The sequence below is a fragment of the Nostoc sp. genome (assembly GCF_036917515.1).
Taxonomy (GTDB): domain Bacteria; phylum Cyanobacteriota; class Cyanobacteriia; order Cyanobacteriales; family Nostocaceae; genus Nostoc.
In genome coordinates this window covers 1-5,476 of record NZ_JBALDE010000136.1, presented here as the reverse complement: position 1 = coordinate 5,476, position 5,476 = coordinate 1, and the positions used below count along the sequence as shown (strand labels likewise).

The 5,476-nt window shown below is 40.3% G+C and carries 5 protein-coding genes; 1 reads left to right on the top strand and 4 read right to left on the bottom strand.

All coding sequences use genetic code 11. The annotated features are described in order from the left end of the window. Positions 1–324: 324 nt before the first annotated feature. A complete protein-coding gene (locus V7K89_RS18020; protein ID WP_335189415.1) occupies positions 325–1,002 on the bottom strand; it encodes a response regulator transcription factor in 678 nt (225 codons plus the stop codon). A gap of 92 nt (positions 1,003–1,094) precedes the next feature. After that, positions 1,095–2,069, bottom strand: a complete 975-nt coding sequence (gene era / locus V7K89_RS18015) for a GTPase Era (RefSeq protein WP_335189413.1) — start codon at positions 2,067–2,069, stop codon at positions 1,095–1,097. 427 nt (positions 2,070–2,496) lie between these two features. Here era and V7K89_RS18010 point away from each other — a divergent pair, with 427 nt between their 5' ends. Next, positions 2,497–3,579, top strand: a complete 1,083-nt coding sequence (locus tag V7K89_RS18010; RefSeq protein WP_335189419.1) for an ATP-dependent 6-phosphofructokinase — start codon at positions 2,497–2,499, stop codon at positions 3,577–3,579. 125 nt (positions 3,580–3,704) lie between these two features. Here V7K89_RS18010 and V7K89_RS18005 read toward each other — a convergent pair whose 3' ends face one another. Together V7K89_RS18005 and V7K89_RS18000 are read right to left on the bottom strand one after the other, a co-directional pair. After that, a complete protein-coding gene (locus V7K89_RS18005; protein ID WP_335189410.1) occupies positions 3,705–4,832 on the bottom strand; it encodes a succinylglutamate desuccinylase/aspartoacylase domain-containing protein in 1,128 nt (375 codons plus the stop codon). 228 nt (positions 4,833–5,060) lie between these two features. After that, a complete protein-coding gene (locus V7K89_RS18000; RefSeq protein ID WP_335189417.1) occupies positions 5,061–5,330 on the bottom strand; it encodes a sensor histidine kinase in 270 nt (89 codons plus the stop codon). Positions 5,331–5,476 lie beyond the last annotated feature (146 nt).

Sequence of the window (5,476 nt, the reverse complement as noted above, 5' to 3'; positions counted from 1 at the left end):
CACAGGAGTAAGGTTTCATTCTACAGGCACTTAGACGTTGATATACTCCATCATCCCATACTGTATTGCACTCAAGCAGGAACTGCTATATTTCCTGTTGATTTAGACCCTAATGAATGCTCAAACTCTTTTAAATAAAATGCATTGAGGTAGACTATTTTTCAAAAAACTTGGCAACAAATAAATCGGCTCTAGAGGCATATATATTTATATGCCTCTACTTGTATTAGCTCTCTATTTTATTTTCTGGAAGTCCTACTAAGCAGCAGTTGTGATCTTTTCTTTGTTAGTTAGCTCCAAGCTGAAACTCACAGATTATAGTAATCAAACCAACCCAGAACGTAGTGCTACAACTGCTGCTTGCACGCGATCGTCCACTGCTAATTTATTCATAATCCCTCGGACGTGAGTTTTGATGGTGTTGGGACTAAGATAGAGTTTTTCGGCAATCTCTGGGTTACTCAACCCGTCTACCATCAATTTTAACACTTCTAACTCGCGCCCAGATAAGTTGGCGGTGTTGGTGGTGGGTGAAGGCGGTTTGAGATTATCAATTACTCGTCGTGCAATTTGAGGATCGAGATAGGCTGCACCATCGACTGCGGCTGCGATCGCACTTAACAATCGTTCCACACTTGCACCTTTTATACAATACGCATCCGCACCGCTAGCTAGTGCTGCAATAATTTCTGTCTCCGTTTGATGAGATGTCAGCATCACTACATGAGTTGCTGGCAACGCTGCCTTAATTTGCTGTGTTGCGGCAATGCCATCCAATCGCGGCAATCCAATATCCATAACTACCAAATCAGGTTTCAGTTGCAGTGCAACTTGAACTCCTAAATAACCATCTTCTGCTTGTCCAACAATCTCTAACTGAGGATGAGCCATTAACGATTGCTCTAATCCCAGTTGCATCATCGGATCGTCTTCGACAATTAACACACGCAATGGCGGAGCATTGACGGGTAAATTTAAGGGATAGCGAGTATCTAAAGACATTTTTATTTATTAAGAGTCATTTGTCATTTGTCCTTTGTCCTTTGTCCTTTGCTTTTTTTGCTTGGCAATGACTAATGACAAATGACCAATTATTATTCTTCCACGCGATAGCCTAACTCTGCTAAACTAATCCGCGACTGTCGCCATTTTGGCTGGACTTTCACAAACAATTCGAGATAAACTTTGCCAGCGATTAATTTTTGGATTTGTTCGCGGGCTTCACTACCAATTGCTTTGAGCATCGCTCCACCTTTGCCAATGAGTATGCCTTTTTGAGAATCACGCTCGACGTTGATGGTAGCAAGTACACGGGTAATGCTGGGAGTTTCTTCTACTAGGTCAATAGCGATCGCTACTGAATGGGGTACTTCTTCACGAGTCAATAATAAAATTTGTTCTCGGATTAATTCACCCATAATAAAGCGTTCTGGCTGGTCAGTTACCAAGTCTGGGGGATAATATAATGGCCCAATTTCTAAATGTTCAATTAATAATTCTTGAAGTTGCGGTAATCCGGCACTAGTCTTGGCAGAAAATTTCACGATTTCCCATTCATGGGATTGGGCCATTTGGGCGTAACTATCATCTAGAAACTGAGAATCAGCGGGTTGTTGGTCAGTTTTGTTTGCGCCTAGAATTACTGGGGTTTTGCTGCGACTGAGCAAATCGGCAATATAGCGATCGCCTGCTCCACAAGCTACCGCTCCATCTACCACAAATAGCACTACATCTACTGATTCAATGGCAATTTTGGCATTTTGCACCAATACTTCGCCCAATTGATGATGGGGCTTATGAATTCCTGGCGTATCTACAAATATTAACTGCGCCTCTGGTGTAGTTAATACACCGCGCAAACGGTTACGTGTAGTTTGCGCTACTGGTGATGTAATGGCAATTTTTTGTCCTACTAATTTATTCATCAAAGTAGATTTACCGACATTTGGACGACCAACAATGCCGATAAAACCTGATTTGAATTCAGGAGGAGCCTGGGGAATTGCTACTTCTCCTGAGAAAGAGAAAGTGTAATTTTCAATACTAGTCACCTTTGGCTCCACCCTCATATTTTATAGCTGGGATAACTTGGTTTTTTCTCAAACACAAAACAAGCATAAAATTACCCTGGCATTTTTAAGGATTGCTTTTGCCGAGGTTTAATCTACTACTGGCTCTACACTTATATTTTACAGCTGAGATAACCTTAGTTCTAGTATTCAGGAGTCAGAATTTAGCAGTCAGAATATAAAAAAATTAAACTCCAAGTTTACCTCATTTCATCGGTAATCATACCAAACCCAAATAAATTCTTCTTTCTGGCTCAAAAGTTACAGAATTTTTAGACTTTTTTTGCTTTTAGATACAAAAGAAACATAAAATTACTTTGGCATTAACAGGGAGGACTTTTGCTTAAGTTTAATCTGCTGCTAACTTTGGCTTAATTTTCATCGACTACTCAATATATACATTTGGATCAAAATGTCAATAAAAAATGTGGGAGAACCCAAACGCATAGGAATTCTTACGAGTGGAGGTGATTGTTCTGGCTTAAATGCTGTAATTAGGGCTGTAGTCAATTGTGCTGTCAATACTTATGGCTGGGAGGTTTTGGGAATTCGTCAAGCGACTCTAGGATTAATGGCGCGTCCGCCACAATTCACCAAGCTGGAAGTCGATCGAGTTGACTCGTTGTTAACTGCGGGTGGCACAATGTTGGGAACAACCAATAAAGGCGACCCTTTTGCCTTTCCAATGGCGGATGGAAGTTTATGCGATCGCTCCGAAGAAATTATTGCAGGTTATCATCAACTAGGTTTAGACGCTTTGATTGGTATCGGTGGCGATGGTAGTTTGGCAATTTTGCGTCGCCTTGCTCAACAAGGTGGTATTAATTTGGTAGGTATTCCCAAAACTATTGATAACGATATTGGCGTTACCGAACACGCCATCGGTTTTGATACAGCAGTAAATATTGCCACAGAAGCACTAGATCGGTTACATTTTACCGCTGCAAGTCATAGCCGAGTCATGATTTTGGAAGTAATGGGGCGTGATGCTGGACACATAGCAATAGCGGCGGGAATTGCGGGGGGAGCGAATGTAATTTTAATTCCTGAAATCCCTTACACAGTTGAACACATTTGCCACAAAATCAAAGAACGCCAAGAACAAGGTAAAAACTATTGTTTGATTATTGTTTCCGAAGCAGTTCGTACCCAAGGTGGGGAAAATGTGACAATTACAAATCGCTTAGGTCAATCTCGATACGGGGGAATTGGTGAATATTTAGCCGATGAAATTATTCAGCACATCGGTGTAGAAACGCGAGTCACCGTTTTAGGACACATTCAACGGGGTGGAACTGCTTCACCACTAGATAGATTAGTTGCAACAGCCTTTGGCGTAGCGGCGGTTAATCTGATTGCCGAAGATAAATACGATCGCATGGTGACATGGCAAAATCGCCAAGTATTAAGTGTACCAATTACAGAAGCGATCGCTCAATATAGCGCCGTCGATCCCAATGGTACTTTAGTTAAAACTGCTCGTGGTATGAGTATTTATTTGGGAGACTGAAGTGAGTACTGAGTGCTGAGTGCTGTTAGCGGTAGCGGGGCGTTTAGCCCGTGCTGAGTGCTGAGTGAGGAGTGAGGAGTTAAAAAACTCCAAACTCCCAATGACAAATGACCAATGACCAATAACTAACTAATAATTCCCAATACAAATTCGCCCTCATTCACAGCTTGATTGGTTGCGACATCATAAACTAATCCATCTTGTTGAGCGCAGACATCTATTACAGTAGGTAATTGACCTTCTTTATTAAAACTGAGAATTTGATATAATTTTTCTCCAGCTTTTACTTTACTACCTAATGCTATTCTTGATTGAATCATCCCACCTGCGATCGCATAATATTTTTTCCGGTTGCTGCTAGATGCAAAACTCATTTCATGGGTTTTTGTGTCGTCTGATAAATCAGGAATTTGCAGTACACCTTTTTGTGCTAAATAATTTTTCACACCCCCTATACCTTTAGCAACTGAATCAGAGTTGATTTGCATTCCTGAACCTAATTCTAGTGTCCAGGCTTCCACATCAAACTTGATTTCTCTACCAAACTCTTTAAAACAAGCTTCCAGCGCTAACCAAGGTTTGATAAAAGCTTCATCAAAAGCATCTCCATCGTATTTATCAAGTAAGATTCCGAAATCAAGTAGGAAGTATTTTGCACTGTCTTCTCGATTTCGGAAGTAATAAACGTAGTCTAAAGCTTGATTTGTAGAACTATGTAAATCAATTAAGTAGTCTGCATCTAAACTCAGATTTTGTAGCTTGTAGCCAAAAAGCTCAGTGTAGGGCACTGCACTAGGAGAATTAATTTTTTCTAAAATTTTTGCAAATTGTTGCTTAATTATAGTTAGATAATTTTGTCGAACGACCTTTAGATCGATATGAAGTTGAGATTTAGTAAAAGCTACTAAATCATCAGCTTCTTTCTCGTAGTCCCAAAATATGCGATTCCAGTCTTTGGCTTCGTAAATGCAGTAACGTCCAGGAGAAAAATGATGAGCGCGTTCATTCGTCCCCATTGGATTACAAACGGGAACTAGCCAAATTTCTCCAGTTAAATCTGTATCGTTTATTGTTAATAAAAACTCAATTAGCTGGTGAATAACGGCATTACCAGCAATTTCTGCACCGTGCAGATTAGATTGAATGTAAACCTTTTTACCTGGTTGAGCGCCGATGAATTTGTAAACTTGTAAAAAAAGGCGATCGCCCGAAGCCATTTGACGTAAACTAATAGTTTCAATAACTGGCAGCATAAAACAACTCGGTGATGATTTGAGTAAATTATCGCTGTATCTGCACTAGAGTTGTTGGAAAATAAAATATAAGTGAAGCAATCATGTCTGTCTGCAATTGGGCTTTTCTTAAGCAGTCATCAAAAAGATCAGAATTTAACAACTAGCAACTTGGTTAATTTGCACTCTACACCTGACTCACTGTGATTTCTATTTTTCCTCTGCCGCTTAGTGACAAGACAGGGTTACTCAAGCAATCCTCTTAGCTTTTACAGGAATCTCAATCACAAACTTGGTGCTTTGCCCCAGTGTGGAGTCACACCAAAGATTACCGCTATGCTTCTCGGTTACAATTTGATAGCTCATAAACAAACCCAGACCAGTGCCTTTACCAACAGGCTTGGTGGTGAAGAAAGGATCAAATACTTTAGAGCAAATCTCTTCTGAAATGCCTACTCCATTGTCAGAAATCATAATCATCACTTGGTTTGTATCAATTTGACGAGTCTGAATCCAGATGGCATTGAGGTTGGCTGAAATGTCTTGAAACGAACGCCCCTGATTAGATGCTTCTAAGAGGATGTTTTAAAAGTGAGGGGCTATTGTAAGAAAACTCACAAGGCTTAAGCTGAAAGATTGAAGATATCAGCACCTTGTGAGCAAAT

Excerpts from the sequence above, each read along its gene's own strand:
- era (WP_335189413.1), bottom strand. The coding sequence starts at position 2,069 with ATGAGGGTGGAGCCAAAGGTGACTAGTATTGAAAATTACACTTTCTCT.
- V7K89_RS18020 (WP_335189415.1), bottom strand. The coding sequence starts at position 1,002 with ATGTCTTTAGATACTCGCTATCCCTTAAATTTACCCGTCAATGCTCCG.
- V7K89_RS18005 (WP_335189410.1), bottom strand. The coding sequence starts at position 4,832 with ATGCTGCCAGTTATTGAAACTATTAGTTTACGTCAAATGGCTTCGGGC.